The sequence below is a fragment of the Aquimarina sp. TRL1 genome (genome assembly GCF_013365535.1).
In the GTDB taxonomy this organism is placed as follows: Bacteria; Bacteroidota; Bacteroidia; order Flavobacteriales; family Flavobacteriaceae; genus Aquimarina; species Aquimarina hainanensis.
In genome coordinates, this window is sequence record NZ_CP053590.1 from 2,156,482 (window position 1) to 2,180,827 (window position 24,346).

The following is a 24,346-nucleotide window of genomic DNA, read 5'->3' on the forward strand; positions in this document are numbered from 1 at the left end:
ATGGATCACTTCATGTATTTGTGGCGAGGTAGTTTAGTAGTAAAAATAGAGTTTCTGAATAGTGAGTATAAAGTGTTTTTTTAGAAGAAATTTTGGGAATTTTGGACAAGTTAAATTTTTGTCTTTTTAATGTTTTTAATGGTGTTATGTTAATTTTTAACACAAAAAACTAACAAATGTTAGGTGTGGTGAGTAATTTTTTAATAATAATTTAATAGATTTAACATGAAAATTTAAAATAGGTTATTATGAAAAAACAAACAAACCGTAGCAAGGGGGCTTTGCTATTGCTATTTTTTCTGCCTGTGTTAATGTTTGCGCAGGAAACCATCACAGGAAAAGTAGTCAATGTAGATGCAGGTGTAGGGGCCTCATTTATGAATGTAGTGGAAGATGGAACCAATAATGGAACCGCTACAGATATTGATGGTAATTTTAGTCTTAAAGTAGCAAAACTACCCGTAAAATTAAGAGTATTTGCATTAGGGTTTTCTACAAAATTTGTGAATGTAACTACTGCTGGACCGATCACTATTCAGGTGACGGAGTCTTCCGAATCTTTAGATGAGGTAGTTGTTACCGGGTTAGCATCTTCGGTAAAACGAAGTAATCTGGCCAATGCAGTTTCCACGGTTACCTCCGAGGAACTTGTAGGAAATACAGGGCAGACAACCGTAGACGGAGCTTTATATGGGAAAGTAACGGGGGTTAATATTACATCATCTTCTGGAGCACCAGGAGGAGGATTTGCATTGCGTTTACGGGGGATATCTTCTATTAATGGAAACAATCAACCGTTGATTATTGTAGATGGAGTGTATGTGAATAATGTGGAGATACCTTCGGGCTTGAGATTTGCTTCCGGAGGAAACAGAGGAAATGAAGAAAATGCAGCAAATAGATTAGCGGATTTAGATCCGAATGATATTGAAAATATAGAGGTTTTAAAAGGATCTTCTGCAGCAGCGATATATGGGCAAAGAGGAAATGCCGGAGTTGTGATTATTACCACAAAACGAGGTAAAGGAGGAAGGACAAAAATTAGCTTTAGTCAGGATAGTGGGTTTAACGTAATTCAGAATAAATTAGGGCTAAGACCCTGGACAGAACAAAGTGTGTTTGATGCTTTTTTTGTTCCTAATCCAGATGATCCAGCTGCAGAAGCAAAATCAAGAGCCGCAGCAGAAGCAGAAGTTGAAGCTTTTAAAAATACTATTGCAGCTAATGGAAAACTGTTTGATTATGAAGATGAGATTTATGGAAATACTGGGTTTATATCAGATACGAGGATTAGTGCTACCGGAGGAAATGAAAAAACAAAGTTTTATGTAGGAGGATCCTATAGAGATGAAGAAGGAATTATACAAAATACAGGATTTGATCGTCTTTCGCTGCGAGCGAATATTGATCATAGAATTTCGGATGTATTTGATTTTACCTCTACGACTAATTACGTGAGAAGTAATTCCAGTCGTAGTTTTACAGGAAATGAAAACGAAGGAGGATTGAGTTATGGGTATACCTTGGCATTTACCAGACCTTGGAACAACTTATTTCCGGATGCAAATGGGAATTATCCTAATAACCCTAACTATTCAGGAAACCCCATTTTTGTAAGAGATCAGGCAAAGAATGAAGATAGTAACAACAGAATTATCCAGGGATTTAAATTAAATACTAAATTGTTTACCAATGATATTCACCGGGTGCGTTTTATCGTAAACGGAGGGGTAGATTACTTGGCGAATGAAACCTATGTATATGTACCAGAGACCCATCAAGCACAAATAGGAGGACAAGGAGGATTTATTGCACAGGGGAAAAACAACTTTACACAGTTTAACTCTCAGGCTATTGGAGTATGGGATGTACAGGCGATTCCCGATGCATTAGATATAACGACACAATTAGGGGTTACCTATTTAAAACAAGAAGGAAATTTGGTTAATAGCAGAGGGTCACAATTAACAGCCGGGCAGACCAATGTAGATCAATCAGTGAATCAGGTGATTGATCAGTTTATTTCAGAGGAAGAAGATTTTGGGTATTTTACTCAGGTAGAAGGAAATTATAAAGATCAGTTTATTGCTACTTTGGGGTATCGATTGGACAAGTCATCCAGAAATGGAGATCCTAATAAGCTTTACGGATTTCCAAAAGCCTCGTTAGCAGTTAATTTAACCAACTTCGATTTTTGGAGCTTGGATGCTATTAATCAGTTAAAGTTTAGAGCAGCTTATGGAGAGACAGGAAACCCTGCAGCATTTGGAGCTACGTTTACTAGCTTAGGAACTTCTAATACTGGAGGTAACGGAGGTGTTTCTATAGTTGGACTCAAAGGAGATCCAAATGTAGAGCCGGAAACCGCAACGGAATTTGAGGTAGGGTTCGATATGGGAATATTACAAAACCTAACTCTTGAAGCTACCTACTATAATAAGACGGTTAGAGATTTGATCTTATCAAGGGCGCTACCTGCATCTGCTGGATTTACCAGAGAAACAACCAACCTGGCAGATCTGAGAAACTATGGGTTGGAATTAGCCCTTCGAGGGGATGTTTTTGATCAGGAAAACTTTCGATGGAACACCGGAGTTCAATTTTACTTAAACCGATCTGAAGTAACCAGGCTAGATGTTCCTGCTTTTGCTCAAAACGGAGCTGGTTTCGGTACAGGATTAGGGACTTTTTATATAGAAGAAGGAAAACCAGTAACGCAATTAGTAGGGAATATTGACGGAGAATTACAGCAGGTAGGGAATGTAGAACCTGATTTTCAGATGTCTTTCAATAACCAGTTTACTTTGTTTAAGCAATTAGATCTGTCATTCCTATTGCAGTGGAAACAAGGAGGAGATAACCTGAACTTGTCGAGATTTCTTACCGATTTAGGAAAAACTAGTTCAGATTTGGAAACCCCGGAAGGACAGGCACGATTGGCTTCTGCAGCAAATGCTTTGCGTTTTGTGGAAGATGCCAGCTATGTGCGATTAAGAGAAGCGGCAATATATTACAGATTCCCGTCACAACAAGTTAAAAGTTGGTTCGGAGAAGTGGTAAGTGATATTAAACTAGGATTGTCTGGAAGAAACTTGTTTACAATTACGGACTATAGTAGTTACGATCCTGAGGTTTCTGTAAATGGTGGAGCAGGTTTATCTAGTGGAATTGAGGTAACACCATTCCCTAGTTCAAAACAATATTACTTACACCTAAATGTTAATTTTTAATAGTAAGCGTGATGAAATATATTCTAAAAAATACAATAAAATACATAGCAGTAGGAGCTTTTGCTATAACAGTCACCTCATGTACTATTGATGAGGTGGTAGATCCTAATGGACCTAGTGTAGAAGGAGTGTTGAGTAATGCTTCTAAAACACAGCTAAATGAAATTGCCGTAGGAGTGGAGTCGACTTCCAGAAACGGAATGGGAGTTGAAGTAACCGCAAGTGGAACTATGGCAAGAGAGTTTTATGTGTTTGATGCAGACCCCAGAAATACAGGAGATTTATTAGGTAAAAATGGAATAAGTCTGGATAATAACTCTTTTTACAGTACTTCTCAGTGGACTGGAAGTTACAATTGTATTAAAAATGCAAACTTGCTGATCGATGCTATAGCCAATACCACAGCAGTAAATGATCAGGAAAAAGCAGGATACCTGGGATTTGCCAAGACGATGATAGCGTATGAATTAATTCAGTTGGTTAAGTCTTATGGAAAGGCAAGAGTAGATGTTTCTGACCCCAATAACCTGGGAGCGATACTGGAAGAAGCTGCGGTTCTTACAGAAGTAAGATCGTTGCTTGATGAGGCAAAAACAAATTTGGAAGGAGCAGGAGATGCTTTTGAATTTTCGTTAAGTCATAGTTATAATACACCAGAAAAATTCATCGAATTTAACCGTGCAATAGCAGCTATTGCAGCAGTATATTCCGGAGATGGGAATGCTGCTCTGACAGCACTAAATGATTCCTTTTTTAATTTGAGTGGAGATCTTAAGGAAGGACCAAGATTTAGTTTTGGTCTTGGAGGGGGAGATCGTGCTAATCCGGTATTCAAAGTGCCATCAGAATCGGCAGAAAAACCTAATAACGGGGACCAGATTATTGTACATGATAGTTGGATTACCGAAGCAGAAGCAGGAGATACGAGAGTAACCGAAAAAACGGCCGTACGACCAGATCCAACAACACAGGATGATCTTAGTGGAACCCATGAAACCAGATTGTATGCATCTAATGTGGCACCAATTGATATCGTAAGAAATGAAGAATTGATATTGGTTTATGCAGAAGCAAATATTTTAGCCAATGATCTGGGAGAAGCAGAAACAGCTCTTAATGTAATTAGAAATGCGGCTGGACTTCCTGATTATAGTGGAGCACAGACAGCAGATGCCTTAACAACAGAAATGCTGAATCAGCGTAGGTATTCATTGTGGTGTGAGAATCACAGAATGTATGATCTGAGACGTTATGACTTGTCTGATACGTTACCTATTGATAGAACAGGAGATCAGATATTTAATGTGTTTCCGGTACCATTATCAGAAAACAACTAAGAAATTAATTGGAGTATTGATAAAAAAAGCGCCACAAAATGTGGCGCTTTCCTTTTGTAAATATCTAGGGCTTAGCGATAAGGATATTTCTAAAATTGTTCTAGTAAAAAATTGATTAGATCTGTAGTAGTGACAATCCCTACCAGTTTGCCATGATCAATTACCGGCAATGCGTGAAACTCTCTCATTGATAAAATCTCGGCAACCTCCTTGATCGTAGTTGTAGAACTAACGCTAACCAGGTTTTTTGCCATAACCTGCTCAATTGTAAACATTTCATATACTACAGTGTCTACTTCATTGGTTTCTACATTAACGGCATCTGCGAAACTGATACGCAACAAATCTGTATAACTTAGCATTCCTATAATAGCATCTCCGCTCACCACGGGAATATGACGTATGTTATGTTCCTTAAAGAGCTTCTCAGCCGTTTCTAAACCATGGGTGTGATTAAGGGTGATGACATCAGTAGTCATAATCTTGGATATTGGTGTTCTTTTTTTCATGCTCATTACTTTTAATTTCTATTCTAAAAGTACTATCAGATTCTTAGATTAAGTATGATAAATGTCAGCTTTGATGGGTTCTATAAAATTTTTTTTGATCAGCGGAGGGAATGAAGATCAAATTACCGATGAAGAACTACTACAACAGTTTAAAGAAGTACAGCTGCTAGATAAAGAAGACAAGCATCTGATTAAAACTTTTATTGATGCCTTTCTGACAAAACGTAAAGTGCAAAAACTGGCGCAATAAAAAAACCAGCTATATCTCTATAACTGGTCTTTATATTTATTTTATCTGCTTATTCATATGAAAGTCCGAGTCGCAGACTCGAACTAGCGCATACTATAACCCAGCGGGGGTATCATTGGATTATCTCGTGGGTAATGCTTCTACTGTGGTTAAAGATAAAAAGATTCTAGAACGTATCGAAGCTATTGCCGATATGCCTACAGATAACCAAAACCAGATTTTTAATGTGATTGATGCACTAATACGGGATTATAACGCTAAAAAAGCATATTCATAAAACAAAGAAAAACCATCCCGAAGGATGGCTTTATAACATCTTGTATTGTAATTACAAATTATTGATCATTAATTTTAATGGTTTTAAATGCATCCTTGAGCAATTTTTCTTCTTTTTCATCTAGATTTTTTGCGTAAATCTTTAAATCTTTACCTAAACTATTTATACTATCGAAACTGATACCTGTTATCCCAGATTTTTCATTTTTGGGAAAACGCAATTTAGCTCGTAAATTACTTATCGTATCGTAGTAATAAAATTCATTCAAAAAAGTACCTTGTGATTGATCTATATGAGGTTTCTTTGAAAAGACTAAATTTTTAGTATCTAACCCCAAAGAGTCATATTTTTTTATTTGATCCATAGAAAATACCTGAACAGTATCATCAAACAAGTCTTTATAATTCCCATATTCTATATGTATAGTATCATTTTTTTCTGTAATCAGAAAATTTGCCTTAAAATCAATTGCATCATACTCCTTCTTAATCCAAGATTTTGGTATATCAATAGAAAATATATTATCAAACTCTATTGTTTTTAAATTACTTTTATCTGATTTACAACTAAAAAACAGTGATACTGTAATCGTGGTTATAATTATATAATATTTAGTACTCATTGATTAATAGTCTATTTCGTTGTTTCTTATAAATTTTCTTACTTGACTTTGAATGGATTCATTATAGAGTACACTACTTTCAGAGTCTTTATAGGTTCCTTCTCCAGCTCTAGGAGTTACTTGACCGTCTACAACTTGTCCTCTTTGCTTGGAATTTGTTTTTCCATTAGTCTTACCCCAATTCATAATTCCTCCGCTATTGTCTTCCAATCCTAAATTATGGCCTAGTTCGTGTCCAACAATTTCATCAAAATTATTACTCTCTATCGTACTTGATTCAATTGCACTAATTCGACCTCCATCTTGTGCTATACCTGCAGGATCAATTTTATCTTCTCTATCTCCTTGCGGAATGTCGTTTGCTATTATTAATACATGATCATTTTCTCCAATGTCATCAATAGAGTTCACTACATTATATTCTATTGTAAAATCTTTTATTACATCTTGATTTGTAACACCTAAAGCACTATTATGTTTTTGTGCTAAACCTTTAAAACTATCTAAAGAAACTGATCCAGAAGATTCAGAAAACATAGTTTTTGATAAATCAACTCCTGAATTATTGAGCACTGTTAATGTTACAGTTATATTGACATCTCTAACGACAAAGTTTTTATCTCCTCTGACATTAGATATATTTGTAATTACATCATCTGGTCCATGTGGCATCATCCCATCAGGATCAATAAAGTATATAGGATTATCAAAAGCAAAGTTATAGGGTGAGTGCCTACGCATAGCTTCTGCAAGAGGATCTATATTCATCCAACGTCCTATACTAGCATCATAATTTCTTGCTCCGAAGTCTAACCATTCTAAGCCAAGTTCGTCATTTTCTTCTTTACCGTTATAACCATACGGATGCTCTCTACCAACAATGGTATTATTGTACCCTTTGTGTTCGAGCCCAAAGGGATAATAATGTTTTTCCTGTTTAATTTCAGAAGTTGAGATACTCCCATTGTTATTGGTATCTGCATAGGATAATCTGATATTTCCTAAATGATCTTTGTACTGGTATACATAAGTATATCCATTTGTATCAGGTTCTACATAGCCCTCAGGATGGTTAAAGAATTCCAGGTTACCATTTTTATAAACATAATTCCCTGCATAATCTGTCGTTGTTAAAGAACTTCCCTCTGTTACCGTCTTTCTTAGTTTGGTACCAGTGGCATCGTAAATATAATTAATATTTCCTCTTCCTGCCAGCATTATCTGTTTAGGTAAGTTTAAGTAATTATATTGAATCTCTGTAATTCCTTTATTGCCATCTCTGGTCATATTCCCATTGGCGTCATAGGTATAGTCATCCTCTGTATTGGTCCCATCTGTAAACCCAAAAGTTTTATTTCCGCTATCCGTTACCTTTAGTAATTTGTTTCCTTCATTATAGGAATACACTAATTTATCCATTGCTCCAAAGGCAGTGGCAGTAGCATTGGTATGCCCGTTTCTGGTAAGGGTCTGGATATTCCCATTTTTATCATAGGTGACCCCTAAGAGGTTATAACTTCCTATATTGGCATATCCGGCAGTGATCCGGTTTAAACCATCATACTGATAGGAATAAGAGCGTTTGGTGTTGTCACTGGCAGTTTTCCAGAGCGTCTCGCTGATATTTCCATTGTATAACTCATCAGCTTTGGAAGCATTTTCGGTCACCCTGTTATAATTAATACCAAAGGCAAACAGATCTGATCCCAGATTGTTGACATCATTGATCCCGGTAAGCCACCCCCGTACATTATAGCTGTAATCTACCGTTTGTAATTCGTTCCCTACCTTTTTAGCGATGAGTTGCCCTAACTCATCATAGGTATTACTGGCAATGGTTTCTGTATATGTTCCAATGCTTTGTTGTTGGGTAAGCAAACGTCCCATATGATCATAGGTAAAGACATCCGTTGTTACAATGGGTGTATTATTCCCTTTGGTATGTGTAGTTTTCAGACGCAGTACCTTGCCTGTAAAATCCAATTCATACTCCATAATATCAGTGGTATTCAGATATGGGTTTACCGTTTTGACATAGATAGGTCTGGCTTTATCATCATAGTACGTAATGGTGGTAATCCAGGCGTCTGTATCCAGTACTTTTACCTTACTGGCTGTGGCTAAGGATTTTGTTTTTGTCGTACTCTCTACTCCATAAGCCGTTACTAAGTGGGTATTAGTGAATCCCTGATAGGTATCGTAATACTGAATGGTCAACAGTTCCAGTCCAGTAGTAGGAAAATTGTCATTGGAATAATAGTTTTCCTGATTGATACTGACATGGGATGTTTTTCGCTCGTAGTTTTGCGTTGCTGTTTTATCTTTAAAGAGCGTACGTAACTGTGTTACTGTCTGATCCTGTGGGGCAGTATAGCTACCGGTATACGCTACTCGCCCCAGTGCATCGTATTTGGTAAACAACCATCTATTCGCCGCTCTGAGCAAACTGTCCTGTGTCAGTACCGGTCGGTCCAAATTGTCATAGACAATATACTCCCATCCTTTTCCGGGAATTTTCTTTGTAATCAGCCGGTTGCGATAATCGTAGGTATATTGATAACATAGTTCTGCAAGCTCTGTAGCAGACACCCCGTCACTAACAACTACCTTGGGAGGTAGTACAAAACTTAAATTACCAAATCTATCATATACATAATAAGTATCATGCGCTTCTGATGCAGTATAGGTTCTTTTTAGAACCATCTGTCCCTGCTTGTTTTTATATTCTCTGGAGGTATGGTTATCTCCATCAGCTCTCGTCCAGTTTTCATCTTTGATAATGGTAACCAGCAATTGATTGGGAGCATAGTTTCCATTTTTACGAAGTACTGGTTTTTCAGTATCACCCGCTGTAAATGTAACTTCAAACAGCGGAATATCTGCCTGATTTGTTGTCCAGTCAGTTTTGATGGTATGATCAGCTGCCATGGCACTGATTTCACTGTTAGCTTTCCAGGCTGTTCCCGGAGCCGCCTGTTTGATCACCCGGTTTAAAGGAGAGGGTTCAAAAACACTTTCTGAATAGGCATTGACACTAGTATCTGTAAAATCCTGCGGGTAGTTACTTTTATAATATGCATCAATATCTGTAGCCACATTCACCGTTTTATAGGCTCCGGTAGCAGTAGAGGATACAAAGGGTAAATACTGTTTGCTCTGTCTTCCATAGCCGTCATAGGTAATATGTGTTACAATATCCTTATGACTGGGAGATTGCCCGATCCCGATTTGCTGAATCGGACGCCCTAAACCATCAAAATACTGTACCTGTTCTTGTATGTTCTTTATATCCAGAACATCTGGTAAAGTAGTATATGGTTTCTGTGGTGTTCGCACCCAAACATAATTCTGATCACTAAGTGGATAAAAGGTAGGAAGAATAATTTTAGCAGAAAATGATGTTCCTGCTTGTATCCAAGTAGTTGGTTTCAGAACAATAGCTTGAGAAGCTTGAAGGTTTCTTTCTGCCTCTGGAGTACTACTGTTAATCGTTTTATTGTGTATCGTTACTGTTGGTGGTATTTCCTGAGCTGTTATATGGATTGCTATTAGCAGTAGCCATAATAGGATATTATTTTTCATAGAGTATTAATCCTTTTTTTACTGTTGTCCCTTATAATGATATTGATTCTCTGATAGAATATTCCCTTCTTGATCCTTAGTCTGTTTTAACCTGTTAAAAACATCATACTCATAATAGATTGTGTATCCTCGAGGATCTGTCATGCTCGTTACCCCTATAAGCGGATCATAAGTATAGGAAGTAACCTGCGCATTAGGTAATACGGTTCTTAAGGTCTGTAAAGATAGTCTAAGTGCTCCTTCTTTTCCGATAGTTCCAATGGTGCGATCAGAATCTTCATTCGATGCGGTCTTAATAGCTGTAACATAATTCTGTATGTCATTATAGGTGGTGTTCTCTATTTTAGCAACTGGGTATTGATTATTATATCCCCAGATATAAACAATATGAGTCCCGTCTTTTTTTGAAATCTCAATCGGGTTTCCATGAGTATCATATTGATGATATATGATACGATCTGATAGAGGATTCGTTGTAGTGATGATTCCTTTGGAGGCTTGTACACTTTTTAGGAAATAAGTATTGGGATTGCTACCTTGCTTATATAAATTTCTCTGCGTGTGTAGTAAGGTATTACCAATATAAGTTTCCGTTTGAATTGGGGTTCCAATACAATGTAATTGTTCCAGTTTCTGATAGATGTTTTTATCAGTGGTACTCAGGTCAGAGAGTTCATTACGGACATTAGGGTAATACGTTTTTGTGGTAGCTGTTTGATTAAGGCTATTCTTTACAATATAATCAGTAAGAAAGTAATTCGGATGATTATATCTAAATGTTTTTTCTGTAACGACAGGATTTACTCCATTTGTATCATAAATTGTCTCTTTACTTGAGGTTAGTAGTTTTTTGCCTATGGAATGAAAACCTGCTGCATAATAATACATAAAACTATTCGATGCAGTTATACTCTCTCCACTGGAACACGCTGCAGCTGAAAAAGGAGGAGAGACCGCATTGGCTACTCTTAAATAATTTATTTTGTTGTCATATGGAATTTCATAAGTGTTTTCAATTGAATGGACAATTTTAGAGCCTTGATATGTGTACTTGCTTTTTAGCTGCCCACCAGCCCATGATTTAAGATAGAAATAATCTTTGTTATTTTGATCGAATTTAGAAAACCAAGAAAGAATTATTGGATTAACAGAGCTAGGGTCATCCATTTTCATAAAAGGTTTTAGAGTTTCATATTTTACAATAGGAGTCGAATCGTATATGTATTCTATCTTACCATTTTTCTGACCGTTGTTGTTTGTTTGAAATTCAGTAACTTTAGTATATTCTACAGGATTACTGTTCGCATTAGATATCTCATATAAAGGAGAAGAGGAAACGCTTAGTACTTGACTCGTCTTTATATTCTGAAATAAGTTACCTTCGCTTCCTTGATAGCTAACATTTAAGTTTAAATTATACTTCTTGAAGTATTTATTCTCTAATGGAACTTTTAGTCTCCCTGGTGTATATAAATAATGTTTACTAGTCATAGGAGTATTATTAGATTCCGAAGAAAAGTTCTTTATAGACTTGATTCGTAATCCTCCCACATCTTCTAGCCATTTTGTGTGGTCAATAGATGTCTCATCCCATGATATTCGTATATATGATGTGGGGCATTCAGAGGCTCCAACACTTCCTTCTCCATATTCTCTAAGGTAAATTTCATATGTTCCTTTTTTTAAGTATATTCTTTCTGCCTTTTCTAGCCCCTTTGGTCCCTCACTCTGAGGGGGTCTTTTATAAGTTTTGAGAATAGTTCCTAATGAGTTTTTAATTGTAATAATTGCTGCTCCATCGGCTCTTATAGGAGGAGACATTGAAACACGAATGGAAACAAATCCATCTTCAGGAATAGAAAGAAAATTTGTTGATTCATGTTCTGTACAGTAGGAAGCCCCTTTCCCTGTAACACTATAAGATTTATCCTTAGTTGTAACTATTTTTTTTGATTCATGTTCTATTTTATTGGCTTCATAATCAAATAGAGTATACCCTCCTGTTGGGTAAGTTATTTTTTCTAATATAGCGGCTTTCATTGCTTCTTCATTAGAAGATCTGTTTGCTTTACCAACTTCATAAAAGTTTGTTTCATCTGTAATTCCAGTATAAATATCAACTACTTGCTTTTCTACATAACTATTTTCTGGATTTTTATTAGCATACCCCCATTTATCTTGTTTATAAGAAGTCCTGGGGGGCATTTTAGTTGAATTATAGTCAAAGAAATAGTTTTTAGATATAGAACTATCATTACTATTAGTTAAGCTTAATCCTGTAAGTTTTAAAGATTTCCAAGCCCCAATAGGTTCGTAGGAATGAGGACTTGTTGGGTATCTACCTTCTCCTCTTTCAAAATATTGATATTTAAATTTAGAGAAGAGTATTTCTTTGTTATTGCTATTTAGAACCTTTATATTATTGAGTTTTAATGACTGTATATCTTCTCTGTCAAGGGTGGTATTAAAAATTACTTTTCCATTTGTAAAAGATATTTCCGAAATTATCTTCTCTTCTATTTTATTCCTGTCGCTATAATTAATAACTTCATAGGGAGAACCAGTATATTGACCAGGGATCCAAGAATAGTTCATGGTTTGCCATCCGCACACTGCAGCTTTCATTGCTGCATTTCCTTCTAAGGTTCTTACCTGAACAGTGGAGCCAGAGACTTCATAACCTTTGTCTAATAGGTTTTCTTTGTACTTGAAATTAATAGTGTCTTTTTTATTTTTAGAAACAATTTCAGTTAAAAACCAAGAAGTAATAGCATTTTTAACTGGACCACAGTCATTACATTCTCTAGGAATGATGGTTGTTCTTTCATATGCACTATTATTATTAAGATCAACACCAAACCTGTACACAGTACCATCTTCGGTAGTAATGATAAAATAAGGCTCAAAATTATAAAACCTTCTTTCTATTTTAATAGGATTTAATGATTGATCATGTATCTGACCGTTAAGGATCGTGAAATTACCAATAATTCCATTAAAGTTATAAGTGTAAATATCTGGAGAACTATCTTCTCTTTTATAGAATATATCTCCTAATGTGTTAAAATTAGTTTTGTTGAATTCTAAGTTTAAGTATTCTCCATCTGGGATAGTTTTTACTGCTTTTTCATCAGGGATTCCTTTTACATGTCTAACAATAGCTCCACCAGCATTAAGAGACCAGCCAAGACCTACCATAGAAGCTAAATCGTTAACACGTATTCCAGATGCATGATAACTGATATTAATGGGTAGTGACAAATCTCCTTGTTTAATTGTATATATAGGAATTGATATATTAGGAATACCCGTATTTAAATTTACAGGAAATACGCCGTATTTTCCTAAGTTAGAAGCGTTTGGAGAGTTGTTGATGTATGACGGAAATTCTTGTCCAAAAAATTGGACAGTTGTAATACAGAAAAAGATTATTAATATATGAAACTGTTTCATAAATTTTTAATATGAATATTGAAAGATTTTATTTGATATTTCTTTTTAATTTTTAACCGTTTGTTCATTATAATATAAACTGTTCTATTGTTTCTTTCTTTGATAAAGTGCTGTTTTTCTACAAAGGATTTTGGAGTCAAAAGTAAATAATGGATATATAATGAATTGAAATTTTGAGATTTTTTTCCGTAGTTTCAGTAAAAAGGTTTAATGATTTTTAAAAAAACAGATGTTTTTTTAGATTCTGGTAGATAAGAAATCTTGTAAAAAAGTTATTATAAAGAGGAGGTTTTTACACTGCTTTTAAAGAACGAATCTTTTTATAAATTGTGTTTTTTTGGTTTGTTTCTTTCTTGTTGTAAGCAATTTTAACGTTTGTAAACTCAACTTTTTTTCTCAAAAAAGCCTGACATTATTAGGGAGAGGGATATAGCTTTTTTAATTTTTTTTCTAGAATAAAACCTACCTTTTGTCACGAACTATTATTTCGTTTTGTGTAGGAGACAACGCATTCATTTTTAGTTTATACATGTAGACAGGATGAGCCTTCTTTGTTTGCAGTAGTATTTGTCATAAATAGTTGCTGCTACAGGGATCAAATGAGGATTCATGAGATACTATTTTATGAATCAAAAAGCAAGATGCGTTCTAAATCTGCTCTTAAACTCATAAATATTTGTTAAACAATCCGGTTTTTTAGCCAGGGTTTTTTCTAAAAAAGAAAGAGAAATATAGAAAGTGTTGGAAATAAGGAAACTATCTCAATGCAAGTACTATGAGGCAATATGCTGAAAATGAATTTTAATTTTAGAAGCTGTTTCAAGAAGTTAACCCCCTAGGATCGAGTTAAAAAGGGAAAGAGTTCCGACTCTAATACATTGCTAATGTGAAGAAAGTACGTTATTTTTATACGGTAAATACGTTCATTGCTTTTGCAATCCAAATTCATACAATCAAATGGCTACACTTACTACTACAAAGATCGCTATTGCAGGTCGGCTCATTACCTCTTATAAAGAACTAAGGATTCATCAAACATTAGGAGCACATCATCAGGTAATACTTTCATGTCGGGCAGATGTTTTGGAACAATTTTCAGATGAACTCATAGGAGTAAGTAAAGATTTTCTGGGAGAGGTGATTACGATCAGTGTTGTCTCACAACAGAACTTTAGCGAATATAAAGAGTTACTCTTTAAAGGGGTGATTACCAAAGTGCAGGCAATTAAAAGACCACATGTATCGGGGAACCTAATAGAGATTGTAGCAATGAGTAGTTCAATACTGGCAGAAGATGGAGCACATACTACTTCTTATTTAGATTTGGGAGTGGCAGAAATTCTCGATGTTACGTATCGAGGATATGATACCGGGAAATTAGAAACTTCATTTCGTCCCAGAACATCTGATACGATTCATTATAGTGTGCAGAAAGGAGAAAGTAATTTTGCTTATACCGCCCGGTTAGCAGCTACAACTAATAATTGGTTTTATTACGATGGAGTGAAGCTTGTATTTGGTCTCCCGTCTGAGGAAGAAACGAACCTTGTTTATGGACAAGGGTTATCGCATTTTGCGATTAGTTTAGAGCCTTTACCGAATTCGTTTAATTGTCATACATACGATTATCTGACAGGTGAATACTATCAAAAAAATACCAAGGATGTCAGTACACCTCCATCAGGGTATCATTCGCTTACTACAAATAAAGCGCATCAGTTATATGCAAAGACCGGAAATCAATACCTTCATCCATATACGGACTCACAATTACAACATCGATTCGAAAGACAGGTGGAAAATCATGCACATGCTATTGCTGCCAGGCAGGTAATTGCCAGTGGAGTAAGTGATAATCCAGGAGTGCAATTGGGAACCATTATCAATGTGTCGGGCTATGGTCGTTTTCGGATTATTAGTGTGACTCATGGAAATATTGAAGGGGGAGAATATAAAAATAATTTTGAAGCTATTGCTTCAGATATAGATGTTTATCCGTTGATGAATATGTTTCATACGCCTGTTAGTACTATTGAAATGGGAGAGGTTATTGATAATGTAGACCCTGAAGGGTTGAGTCGTGTAAAAGTTCGTTTTCCATTTCAGGAAGAAGGAGGAACTACAACACCATGGATTCCGGTTGTGACTCCTTATGCAGGGGCAGATAAGGGGTTTCATTTTATCCCGGAAATTGGAGAAACGGTTGTTTGTCATTTCGAAAATAATCATGCAGAACGCCCCTATGTAACAGGAAGTATTTATCATGGGCAAGCACAACCGGTTAGTTATCAGAGTGATGCTAATAATATTAAAGCAATCAAAACCAGAAGTGGACACTCTATAGAGCTCAACGATACGCAAGGAGGAGAAATGATTACTATTACGGATAAAAACAGCAATATCATTCGTATTGATACTGCTACGAATAATATTGAAATAGCAGCTTTGGAAAATATGACATTGACAGCTAAGAATATTGCAATCAGGGCAGAAGAAAATATCAATATGGTAGCTGGAAAAGACTTTGCTAATAGTGTAGCCGAAAACTACAATGTAATGACCAAAAACAGCACCTTTATTGTAGAGGAAACAGCTATTACAGATTCTAAAAAGCAAGAAAATGTATCGGATGAGATTGTATTAAGTAGCAATAAAGAAAATCTGACGTTGGCTTCTGGAAAAACCGTAGATGTACAGAGTAAGGAAAAAGTAAAACTGTTTTAAGTCCTTTGCATATTGTATGGATACCCTAGAGAATAATTGCAACAACGCATTGGTAGATAATAGCGTAAACCTACATCCAGAAGGATTTGAAGGAACATATGGGTGTATGTTTACTTTTGACGAAAAAGAAGCTAAAAATCACCTTCGATATAAAATGAAGGTGAAACACACCGGTCGCTTAGAGGGGTATTTTAATACCTATACACTTAATAGAGATAAAAAAACATATATCAATGATAGTGAACCAGATTCTTTTATAGATAAACTGGCGATGGAAGTGAGCAGTGTTTTATATCCGTTACAAATAAAAACCCTACAGGACGGGACTTTTCTCAGTGTTGTAAATTTTGAAGAAATTAAAGAACGCTGGTATAAGAAGAAAGCAGAAATACAAGAAAAATACAAAGGAGCAGTAGTTGAAAAATATATCCAACTGACAAGTAATAGTCTGTATAGTCAAGAGGTATTGAATGAAAAAATGGCAAAAGACTGGTTTGTCAATTTATACTTTAGTTCCTTGTATAAATGGTATTCTGATGATTGCTATGTTTTTGAGCACATACAATATCCTATTGCAGGAACAACTACTGCGGTTAATTACAATGTTACTAAAAAAATAGGAACAGAAGATATGACTCAGGCAGTGGGTTTGATGATTGAGATTAAAGGAGAAATTGAAGAAGAGCGCTGTATACTGGATATAGAACAAGGATTAGATTTTTCATATAATAAATTAATAAACCCTCAGGAAAAAGAACTAAAAGGAAATGTCAATATCACTTATTTACTCAATAAACAAACAGGAGTTATAGAAGGGTGTGAAGGGGTTTTCTCTACAGAGTTTACACCTCCCAAAAAAACAACTGTACAGTTGTTTTTACTGGAGAAAAATGAAATGTCTTACGGCCAGGATCAGGAACAGGGTAAGGAAAATAAAAAGAACTTTTGGTCTACATTGTTTAAACGATAATAATTAGTGATATGAGCCAGAAATATGCAGTAGTACAAGGAGCTATATGTGAGTGTCAATTTGGAGATTTTCCGGATAAGTTAAAGATTCTTTCTCATCAAAAATATTATGCGAATGATGCAGAAGGATCAGAAAAATTAATAGCTACATCTATGGAGCTGGGCGGGAGTACCTTTGAAAAAAACACCTTCGGACAATGCAAGTTACAACCCACAGGAAGTAGTTTTAAACCATGTCAGATTGTCGTCACTCAATGGGATGGTTTTTATGAAAATGTAGAACTAAGTAATGGAGGGAAAACGCTATTGGAAGATAGTAAAGCTATTTGCCCTATTGCAGGAAGCCCTTGTATTAGTATCCTTCATCATGGGCAAAGCATGGAAGTGAGTGCTTCTAGTACGGACAATACAAATCCGGATACCCATAATCAAATGAACCCATTAACTGATGTGAATGCGTTAGGGAATCAGTCATCAAATGTTAAAGAAATTATTGTTAGTTAAAAACTAGTGTATGTCTACAGGAATAGAAAAAGTTGTGGTGGTCAATAGTTCAGGGACTGTTAGATATGTAAAAAATCTGGTAGTAAAGGCCAATGAGGTGACAGAGGTAAAGGCACATTACTATCCGGATACTCCGGAAACTCTCAAAGGGTTTGCAAAATGGATTGTAAAGCCAAAGGAAGAAGCCCCTTTTACTAAGGATGATCATGAAGGTCTTATTGGAGATGTTAGAACACTTAGGATCTTACCTAAATATTGTGGTCCCAGACAGTTTATCGTAGAAGCTTTTATGGAGGCTCCTACAAATCGACCTGCTTCACAACTCATTATTAATGGAGTAGCGACACAAAAAATTATTAAAAGCCAGTGGTCTAAAAAAAATGGAGGGAAATCCATAGGGGATACGCCTATAAAATATGGAGATGATATTTGGTTGCATCTGGAAACAGAAGGGCTCAATGGAGCAACACTGGATATTGACGTATATAATGATCAATGGGGTACAGACGGTAAAGTGCTTACCATTTCCAATGCAAAATGTGTACATGGAGAAGTAAACTTACGTGTTAAAAATACCTATAGCTGGCGTTCTGGTACTGGAGCCTTTAGAACCAATGGAGAGAAGTTTTATATAAAAGCTCGTCTCAAAGGAAAAAAAGAAACCATTAAAGATCAGAACGGAAAAGAGGATCATGGGAAGTTTCTTGTGATTGATAATAAGATTGTCACCAGAAAAGTAGAGAAAGCGGAAAGCACAAGACCGGCAATTATAGGAGAAACAGAAGTAAACGTAGAACGGTATGAGTTATGCCGTTTTGAGAAAATTGTCATTACAGACGACAAAAAGGAAGTACCAGTATTTGATGAAAAAAAACTACAGCTAACAGATAAAAAAAAGGCAGAATTTCAGGTGTCGGAAACTATTCATTTTGATTTTGATAAGTCTGCCATACGTGCAGATGCAAAAGAGGTTCTGGATGGTATTGCCAGCCTGTTGTTGGATAACCCATTTGTTCCCTCAGAATTAGGAGCACATTGTGATATAAGAGGAGATCATGACTATAATGATCAACTATCTAATAAACGGGCAGCAGCGGCTGTAAAGTATTTAATAAATAAGGGAGTTTCCAGAAAGACAATAACTAGTCAGGGATATGGAAAACGAAAGCTATTGATTAAAGGAGAGGATATCTCAGAAGCAGAGCATCAATTAAACAGACGGGTGACTATTAAGTTTAAAATTTTTAGTAATGATGCGCAGTCTATAGTTTTTGATACGATAGCTCCTGATAAATCTATCAAAAAAGAAATTTCTGTTACTGTAGATGGATATATTACTGATCAGTGTTTGCGAAAAGGGACACAGAGACATAAAGCTTCTGAAGTAAAAGTATTAGAGCTAACACCTCAGGGAAAAAAAGGACCGTATACATATGATGGGACATCTGATATAAAACATAAGGTATATTCAAATATTTCTGTTTCAGTATTAAAGGTTGATGCTTTAAGATATATCTGGCCACATAAAACAACTACAAATAATTTTGAGTACTATATCAATAGCTGCCGGTACTATTCTAATAAAGAAAAACCTACCGTTATTGTTAAAGCCTATCCGGACATTAAATGGGACTTTCATTTTTTCTTGAAATTAAGTAACCCATTAGCGGTTAAATGGCAAGGGCTAGATGCTCCCGGAGTTGCAAGGATGCGAAAAGTTAACGGAAAAATAGCAGCACAAAATAAATGGAAACAGACAGAAGCTGCTATAGGAGTAGTTCTAAAAGCCAGTTGGAACAAAAAAGATGATACGAATTATAAGGATGATTTTGAAGTAACATCGAAGTATGAAGATAAATTTAAATGGATTTATAACGTCTTTAGTTCGTTGAGAGAGCTGTCAAAAGGGATCACGAAAACAACAAAAGGAAAAGCAACAAAAGCATTAGGAAGTAAAGCTCCTTTTTCAGTAGAGATGGTTCCTCCTAACTTTTGTTTGGGAGCAGAGTGGCAATTAGCTAGGGGAGAAGTAAATCAAAAATCTATAAAAGAGATAGGTACGGAGTATAAAATATATCTAAAATCAGACCCGCTAATAGGAGTTAAGTTAATTATAGATTTATTAGGAGGTGCAATTACAGCTGCGTCATATGCTACTACGGGTAATCCTGTGGCAGGAGATATTGTTCTGGCTATTCGGGAGTGGGCAGAAAAAGGATATGAAACAGAGAAAGTACAAGTTAATTTTAGAATCTGGTTTGATTTGATCATATCTGGGACAATTCATGGAGGAGTAGACTTCCAGAGTAATACTGCTTCTGATAAAAACAGTGCCAGCGCTAATTTAGAGACAAAACTTGGGGTAGAATTGACTGCGGGAGTAGAACTAACAGCAAAGGTTGTTATTGTTAAAGTTGGATCTGCACATGTTAAAGGGCATGCCAGTGCAGGAGTTAAATTAGGAATTACCTCAGGGCATCATATTAAATATGATACGTATAAGGGGCTTTATTATAAGCCTAGTTTAAAAATAGATCCGTGTATTGCTCAAGTCGTTGTCTATATAGAAGTAGGTCTATCATATAAAGTGGTTAGTGCAGACTGGAAACCAATAAATATAAATGAAAAAAGGAAATTCTGGGATGAGTTTGATATTATCAAAAATTTAGAAGATATTTCTAAAAGAAAAGCAGAAATCCAATTAATAAAACCTTGATAAATGAAATTATCTAACCTACTCATTTTTTTAGTTTGTAGTCTTATGACCTCTTGTTCTTCACAATCTATATTTGATTTCTCAAAAATAAAGATGCCATTAGATGCATCCGAGGTACTGAAGCCGGATTTTCAGGTTAAAAAAAGTAAACTGAAATTAGACAAACTATCCAGGTATACCTCTGAAGACAAAAACATGTTTGTCTTTGATAAAATTACTTTTTTAAAAAGTTTTTCAGATGAATATCAAAGTTCCACATCTGTTGAGTTTTTTATAGATGATAATTTAGGTCAGGTTTTAGGAGCTCACCTAAAAACATTTGATGATAAAAATGGAAGAGAATTATATAAAAGAATACAGGAATTATTTGGAGCTCCAAACTACTATAATAAAAATGAAGATTTTTTTAATGGTGCCTGGGAAGTAGATAACACATTGTTTCTATTAAAGCAGAATTATACTACAAAAATAGGAGGGATACAGACGATGAGTAGTAATCTGATAGTTTTAAGATATGAAAAAGAAGAGCTGATTAATCATTTTTTATTCGAAGGATTTAGTAAGTATTTGGATTATATACATGCCCGTAAAGAAGTAAAGGAACAAAAGAAATATACATATTTGGATTTTGTTAAAAACCAAGAGGATGATTTTTTTGGAAAAAATAAATATCAAGAAGAGTTAGAAAATAATTTACCCTTATAAAGAAATTGTGAAAAAACCATATTATATTTTAAAATTTAGTGCTGTTCAATGTCGTTTTGAAATTAAGGTAAATGATCGGTTGATCTTACAAATGAATGTGGATAATGGACAAGTCACATCTCAGGTTCCCATTAATCATGCAATTGCTGAATCAGGTACTTCAGAAATAACCGTTTCTGTAATTCCAGTGATTGGTAGTGCACAATTTTCTAAGGAAACATCTTTTAATTATGACTGTCTTTTATTTGATGTGTCTAATGGGTTTCAACTTCAGGAAACTTATGAAGGGTATAAGAGTCCGAAAATTACGGATGCACAACCTTTGAGTACATTTGCATCAACTCAGACATTAAATGTAAATGTTAGTTATAAGCTTAATACGCTTTGGGAAGAAGGAAAAAAATTAGATGATATAGAGCATATAGAAGAGAAAATAAGAGCTGCTTATCTGGAAATTGGTGATATTATATTAGATAAGAAGTATGATGTTTTTAAACAAAAGCTATCCCATCGAGAGCAAAATATAGCAACTTCTATGTATTTATCTGCAGTTGATTCTAGAGCCAGATTAAATGGTTTGATTCATGATTTTGAAAATGGATTTGATATCTTAGATTTAGCAGAGGATGCTATCATTGTTTATTCTGCCAATAAAAAAATAGCTTCTTTACGAAGGCTTACGGGAGAACCTGCATTGTGTTTTAAAAAAGAAAAACCCATGGAACAACTGATGCTCGATATCGAATTTTATTGGTCTGAAGAGAGTCAAAAATTTGAAATCATTTAAGAAGCATGCTTTTTCCTATTTACATCTTTTAGGGAACAGTTTGTTCTTAGTGATCTAAATTTAAACTTGATAAGGCAAAAGTCAAGCAATTTATAATTTTGATCGATCGTTAAGCATAGACTAAAGAGTGACATTTGAAGCCTTTATTAACTACAGAAATATTGTGAAGTCTGTTTAAGTCTTTTTTTTACAACAATGCTCCTTAGTTCATTTTTTTTATTTTCCCAGGAATCTATCGATATCTCAAAATTATTTCAAAAAAAGGATCGGATATACTTTTAAAGCGTGCATCTTTGTTTCTAAAATAGAAACGAAAGAAGTTTCATACTAATATGATTATATATTAGTATGAAGGAACTATATTTTCTTTATTTGGTATTCCTGTAAAAGATATTGATTTTATTCTGTTTCAAGGAAGCGAAGATAACATAGAATATGTAGAATTACGTCTTGAACCTTCTTAGAAAAATGAAGCTGTTATTATTAGAAGAGATTCAAAAGTGTTTAGGAAAAGAATGTAAAAACAGATAAGGAGTACGGGAAATCTAATGAGTATTTATTTGCGGTTGAGAAGAGGATATTTATTTAAGTGTAATCCTCCAGAAGTAGTTGTAGAAAGTCTGATAGCTGCCTGCATGAATACTAAAATAGAACAGTTAAAAAACGATATCAAACAATGAAATAATTTTATGGAAGAGATTTCTAACATCTTATTTCAGGAAATAAACTGGATAGAAACATTTTTTTTGACATTGTTTTGTTTGTTTATGGGGATCTTTTATGCCGTTATTTTTTCCAGTTTTTTTAATGTAAATAAACCCAAATGGTTATTTTTTGTTGTGCTCCCTGGGGTATTGATATTGACAAAAATACTAGTTGCTAAGGCTGTTTTTTTTGTGTTTATCAGTTACTTTTTTGGAATTTTCATTAGCTTTTTGCTAGGCGTATTGTACAAGACAATTCGATCATATGCCAAAAAGAAAAACAAGAAAAAAGCCGTTGGCTCAGCTATGCTACAACTAGTGGTCGTTATAGCAGGTCTTTTCTTAGGGGCTTATTTGCTGCAAGGATATATTGTCCTTTTGGGGGTGCTATTTTTTATAATCAGATCTTTGTTGGTTCGTACGACTAAAAAGAATTTCCTGAGGCTACAGCTCGATTTGCCTACTTCTAAAATAAGATCTATGGCTATGGGGTTAGTAGAGATAGAAGGAAGTACTTCGATGTTGGAGCCCGTGATTTCCCGAATCGGAAAAAAAGAATGTATTGGATATCGATATACCGTAGAGAAAATATCAAAAGATAGCGAAGGCAGAAATCAATATTCAATCATAAAAGAGGAAACGGTTTGCAATAACTTTTTACTTTCTGATGACACAGGCTCCGTTGAGGTACATGCAAAGGGGATTGAGTTTGTATGGATAAAAAAGGATGATTCATATAGCAATGGCACTAAAAGGTATACACAATATTTACTAAAGGAAGATGATCAGGTATTGCTAATAGGAGGTGCAAATTCAAAAAATAATACCCCTTTTATAGGACATGAACCGATAAAAGATGTCTTTGCATTAGGATGTATAAATGCTGTATCTAGGTGGAATAGGTATCAACCATTATTACATTCGGGAATTACTTTTTTAATCTTGTTTTTTATTTTTACTGCTTTTGTGCTTTTAGCAGATGTGATTGTTTCAAAGAATATGATGTATATTGACTATAAAAGCATGTGGGATAACATACCATTGATAAACGATTTATAATTATGGAAAAAACAATAGGGGTACTCATTATTTTGGTTGTAGGACTTTTTATTATTGTAGGTCTTATCAGGCTGTACAATAGATTGGTAATGCTTAAGTTTAACGTAGATAAATCTTTTGCAAATATCGATGTACTGCTACAACAAAGAGCAGATGAAATTCCTAACTTAATTACTACAGTCAAAGAGTATATGGGGCATGAAAGAAGTATCTTGACTGAACTAACAACATTAAGAACCCAATTTGTAGCAGCTGAGGCTCAAAATGAACGTGTCAAACTCTCCAATACCATGTCTCCATTTATTGGGAAAATATTAGCGGTAGCAGAGAACTATCCGGAATTAAAGTCCGGCGCTAATTTTTTAAACCTACAAAACCGTATTTCTGAACTGGAAGATGCTATTTCAGACAGGAGAGAGTTTTTTAATGAAAGTGTCAATATGTACAACATTGGAATTAATGAATTTCCTAATGTGCTATTGGGAAAATTGCTTGGGTATCAGGAAAAATCATTGCTAACAATATCGGAAGAAGAAAAAGAGTATCATGGAGTTGTCTTTTGATTTTTTGCCATTTATTGATTTGGTAATAGAGAATCCAATGTATATGGTACTATGGGCAGCCTTTGGAGTTCCTGTTGTTATGCTTTTAGCAATGGTATTGTTTAAATGGGTTTCTCGCTTTTCTTTTGCCAAGAAATTTTACATGATTATTTATGGTAGTCTATTCCTGGTTTGGATCATAGGTTTTGCCATGATGATATTGCTGTTCTTTTTAGAAGTATCAGCAGAGAAGTTATATGTAATCTGGTGGGGATTGTTTTTTATGATTGTAATCTTTTCATTAGTAAATGTTAATGCTCTAATTCGCTTTTTTGATGAGATTGTCAAAGATGCTAGGTAGAAGCCCTGTTGTTGG

The 24,346-nt window shown here is 34.9% G+C and carries 17 protein-coding genes; 13 read left to right on the forward strand and 4 right to left on the reverse strand.

What is annotated here, in order from left to right:
- Nucleotides 1-248: 248 nt before the first annotated feature.
- Nucleotides 249-3,230 (forward strand): SusC/RagA family TonB-linked outer membrane protein, encoded by a 2,982-nt coding sequence (locus tag HN014_RS08830; RefSeq protein ID WP_176028517.1) that lies wholly within the window; start codon nt 249-251, stop codon nt 3,228-3,230.
- Between the two features lie 11 nt (nt 3,231-3,241).
- On the forward strand, nt 3,242-4,567 hold the full coding sequence (locus HN014_RS08835) for a RagB/SusD family nutrient uptake outer membrane protein (RefSeq protein WP_176028518.1): 1,326 nt from the start codon (nt 3,242-3,244) through the stop codon (nt 4,565-4,567).
- A gap of 89 nt (nt 4,568-4,656) precedes the next feature.
- Here HN014_RS08835 and HN014_RS08840 read toward each other — a convergent pair whose 3' ends face one another.
- Nucleotides 4,657-5,076 (reverse strand): CBS domain-containing protein, encoded by a 420-nt coding sequence (locus HN014_RS08840; protein ID WP_176028519.1) that lies wholly within the window; start codon nt 5,074-5,076, stop codon nt 4,657-4,659.
- A 73-nt stretch (nt 5,077-5,149) separates the two neighbouring features.
- On the opposite strand from HN014_RS08840, the gene HN014_RS08845 reads away from it, so the two are divergent.
- Nucleotides 5,150-5,326 carry a hypothetical protein gene (locus HN014_RS08845; RefSeq protein ID WP_176028520.1) on the forward strand — a complete coding sequence of 59 codons (177 nt, stop codon included), beginning with the start codon at nt 5,150-5,152 and terminating at the stop codon, nt 5,324-5,326.
- Nucleotides 5,327-5,441: 115 nt separating this feature from the next.
- Entirely contained in the window at nt 5,442-5,603 is a 162-nt protein-coding gene (locus tag HN014_RS08850; protein WP_176028521.1) for a hypothetical protein, read from the forward strand.
- A gap of 58 nt (nt 5,604-5,661) precedes the next feature.
- On the opposite strand, the gene HN014_RS08855 is transcribed toward HN014_RS08850, so the two are convergent.
- From HN014_RS08855 to HN014_RS08865, 3 genes are read right to left on the reverse strand one after another with little or no spacing between them, the layout of a single operon-like run.
- Complete coding sequence (locus HN014_RS08855; protein ID WP_176028522.1) at nt 5,662-6,225, reverse strand: hypothetical protein; 564 nt, start codon at nt 6,223-6,225, stop codon at nt 5,662-5,664.
- A gap of 3 nt (nt 6,226-6,228) precedes the next feature.
- The gene (locus HN014_RS08860; protein ID WP_176028523.1) at nt 6,229-9,807 is read right to left on the reverse strand and encodes a DUF6443 domain-containing protein; all 3,579 of its coding nucleotides are present in this window, start codon (nt 9,805-9,807) and stop codon (nt 6,229-6,231) included.
- Between the two features lie 18 nt (nt 9,808-9,825).
- The gene (locus HN014_RS08865; RefSeq protein ID WP_176028524.1) at nt 9,826-13,260 is read right to left on the reverse strand and encodes an RHS repeat protein; all 3,435 of its coding nucleotides are present in this window, start codon (nt 13,258-13,260) and stop codon (nt 9,826-9,828) included.
- Between the two features lie 957 nt (nt 13,261-14,217).
- Between HN014_RS08865 and HN014_RS08870 the strand changes: the two genes are divergently transcribed.
- The 9 genes from HN014_RS08870 (at nt 14,218) to HN014_RS08910 (ending at nt 24,331) form a co-directional block, all read left to right on the forward strand.
- Nucleotides 14,218-15,984, forward strand: a complete 1,767-nt coding sequence (locus tag HN014_RS08870; RefSeq protein WP_176028525.1) for a type VI secretion system Vgr family protein — start codon at nt 14,218-14,220, stop codon at nt 15,982-15,984.
- 16 nt (nt 15,985-16,000) lie between these two features.
- On the forward strand, nt 16,001-16,954 hold the full coding sequence (locus HN014_RS08875) for a hypothetical protein (protein ID WP_176028526.1): 954 nt from the start codon (nt 16,001-16,003) through the stop codon (nt 16,952-16,954).
- A gap of 11 nt (nt 16,955-16,965) precedes the next feature.
- Nucleotides 16,966-17,457, forward strand: a complete 492-nt coding sequence (locus HN014_RS08880) for a DUF4280 domain-containing protein (RefSeq protein ID WP_176028527.1) — start codon at nt 16,966-16,968, stop codon at nt 17,455-17,457.
- Between the two features lie 10 nt (nt 17,458-17,467).
- Nucleotides 17,468-20,173 (forward strand): OmpA family protein, encoded by a 2,706-nt coding sequence (locus tag HN014_RS08885; protein WP_176028528.1) that lies wholly within the window; start codon nt 17,468-17,470, stop codon nt 20,171-20,173.
- A gap of 3 nt (nt 20,174-20,176) precedes the next feature.
- Nucleotides 20,177-20,878 carry a hypothetical protein gene (locus tag HN014_RS08890; RefSeq protein WP_176028529.1) on the forward strand — a complete coding sequence of 234 codons (702 nt, stop codon included), beginning with the start codon at nt 20,177-20,179 and terminating at the stop codon, nt 20,876-20,878.
- Between the two features lie 7 nt (nt 20,879-20,885).
- Nucleotides 20,886-21,665, forward strand: coding sequence for a hypothetical protein (locus HN014_RS08895; RefSeq protein WP_176028530.1), 780 nt, complete (start codon nt 20,886-20,888; stop codon nt 21,663-21,665).
- Nucleotides 21,666-22,354: 689 nt separating this feature from the next.
- Complete coding sequence (locus HN014_RS08900; protein WP_176028531.1) at nt 22,355-23,428, forward strand: hypothetical protein; 1,074 nt, start codon at nt 22,355-22,357, stop codon at nt 23,426-23,428.
- Nucleotides 23,429-23,430: 2 nt separating this feature from the next.
- A complete protein-coding gene (locus HN014_RS08905) occupies nt 23,431-23,991 on the forward strand; it encodes a LemA family protein (protein ID WP_176028532.1) in 561 nt (186 codons plus the stop codon).
- Complete coding sequence (locus HN014_RS08910) at nt 23,975-24,331, forward strand: hypothetical protein (protein WP_176028533.1); 357 nt, start codon at nt 23,975-23,977, stop codon at nt 24,329-24,331. The genes HN014_RS08905 and HN014_RS08910 overlap by 17 nt, the downstream gene beginning before the upstream one ends.
- Nucleotides 24,332-24,346: the final 15 nt, after the last annotated feature.

Excerpts from the sequence above, each read along its gene's own strand:
- HN014_RS08840 (WP_176028519.1), bottom strand. The coding sequence starts at position 5,076 with ATGAAAAAAAGAACACCAATATCCAAGATTATGACTACTGATGTCATC.
- HN014_RS08870 (WP_176028525.1), top strand. The coding sequence starts at position 14,218 with ATGGCTACACTTACTACTACAAAGATCGCTATTGCAGGTCGGCTCATT.
- HN014_RS08905 (WP_176028532.1), top strand. The coding sequence starts at position 23,431 with ATGGAAAAAACAATAGGGGTACTCATTATTTTGGTTGTAGGACTTTTT.
- HN014_RS08900 (WP_176028531.1), top strand. The coding sequence starts at position 22,355 with ATGGAAGAGATTTCTAACATCTTATTTCAGGAAATAAACTGGATAGAA.
- HN014_RS08865 (WP_176028524.1), bottom strand. The coding sequence starts at position 13,260 with ATGAAACAGTTTCATATATTAATAATCTTTTTCTGTATTACAACTGTC.
- HN014_RS08855 (WP_176028522.1), bottom strand. The coding sequence starts at position 6,225 with ATGAGTACTAAATATTATATAATTATAACCACGATTACAGTATCACTG.
- HN014_RS08830 (WP_176028517.1), top strand. The coding sequence starts at position 249 with ATGAAAAAACAAACAAACCGTAGCAAGGGGGCTTTGCTATTGCTATTT.
- HN014_RS08910 (WP_176028533.1), top strand. The coding sequence starts at position 23,975 with ATGGAGTTGTCTTTTGATTTTTTGCCATTTATTGATTTGGTAATAGAG.
- HN014_RS08875 (WP_176028526.1), top strand. The coding sequence starts at position 16,001 with ATGGATACCCTAGAGAATAATTGCAACAACGCATTGGTAGATAATAGC.
- HN014_RS08835 (WP_176028518.1), top strand. The coding sequence starts at position 3,242 with ATGAAATATATTCTAAAAAATACAATAAAATACATAGCAGTAGGAGCT.
- HN014_RS08890 (WP_176028529.1), top strand. The coding sequence starts at position 20,177 with ATGAAATTATCTAACCTACTCATTTTTTTAGTTTGTAGTCTTATGACC.
- HN014_RS08880 (WP_176028527.1), top strand. The coding sequence starts at position 16,966 with ATGAGCCAGAAATATGCAGTAGTACAAGGAGCTATATGTGAGTGTCAA.
- HN014_RS08885 (WP_176028528.1), top strand. The coding sequence starts at position 17,468 with ATGTCTACAGGAATAGAAAAAGTTGTGGTGGTCAATAGTTCAGGGACT.
- HN014_RS08860 (WP_176028523.1), bottom strand. The coding sequence starts at position 9,807 with ATGAAAAATAATATCCTATTATGGCTACTGCTAATAGCAATCCATATA.
- HN014_RS08845 (WP_176028520.1), top strand. The coding sequence starts at position 5,150 with ATGGGTTCTATAAAATTTTTTTTGATCAGCGGAGGGAATGAAGATCAA.